Genomic DNA, 968 nt, shown 5'->3' with positions numbered 1-968 from the left:
GTCTCCATCGCCAAGGAGATCGAGCTCGAGGACCCGTGGGAGAAGATCGGGGCCGAGCTCGTCAAGGAAGTCGCCAAGAAGACCGACGACGTCGCGGGCGACGGCACCACCACCGCCACCGTGCTCGCCCAGGCTCTCGTACGTGAGGGCCTTCGCAACGTCGCCGCCGGCGCCAACCCGATGTCCCTGAAGAAGGGCATCGAGGCCGCCGTCGAGCGCGTCAGCGAGGAGCTCTCCAAGCTGGCCAAGGACGTGGAGACGAAGGCGCAGATCGCCTCCACCGCCTCCATCTCCGCGGGTGACCCGCAGATCGGCGAGATGATCGCCGAGGCGATGGACAAGGTCGGCAAGGAAGGTGTCATCACCGTCGAGGAGAGCAACACCTTCGGCCTCGAGCTTGAGCTCACCGAGGGCATGCGCTTCGACAAGGGCTACATCTCGCCCTACTTCGTCACCGACCCGGAGCGTATGGAGGCCGTCCTCGACGACCCGTACATCCTCGTCGTCAACTCGAAGATCTCCGCCAACAAGGACCTGCTCCCGGTCCTCGACAAGGTCGTGCAGGCCGGCAAGCCGCTGCTGATCATCGCCGAGGACATCGAGGGCGAGGCTCTGGCCACCCTGGTCGTCAACAAGATCCGTGGCCTGTTCCGCTCGGTCGCGGTCAAGGCTCCGGGCTTCGGCGACCGCCGCAAGGCCATGCTGGGCGACATCGGCATCCTGACCGGTGCCCAGGTCATCAGCGAGGACCTCGGCCTCAAGCTGGAGTCCACCACGCTGGACCAGCTCGGCCGCGCCCGCCAGGTCATCGTCACCAAGGACGAGACCACCATCGTCGACGGCGGCGGCGACGCCGAGCAGATCGCCGGCCGGGTCAACCAGATCCGCGCCGAGATCGACAACACCGACTCCGACTACGACCGCGAGAAGCTCCAGGAGCGTCTGGCCAAGCTGGCCGGCGGCGTGGC

Annotated in this window: 1 protein-coding gene; it reads left to right on the top strand. The window is 66.9% G+C overall.

All coding sequences use genetic code 11. From position 1 onward, the window contains the following. Positions 1-968, top strand: a 968-nt coding sequence (gene groEL, locus CA984_RS44170; RefSeq protein ID WP_133062002.1) for a chaperonin GroEL, incomplete at both ends; no start/stop codon positions are given.

It is taken from the genome of Streptosporangium minutum, from assembly GCF_002149035.1.
Taxonomy (GTDB): Bacteria; Actinomycetota; Actinomycetes; order Streptosporangiales; family Streptosporangiaceae; genus Streptosporangium; species Streptosporangium minutum.
Note: the sequence above shows the minus strand (reverse complement) of the source record. Positions and strands in the feature narration are given on the sequence as shown.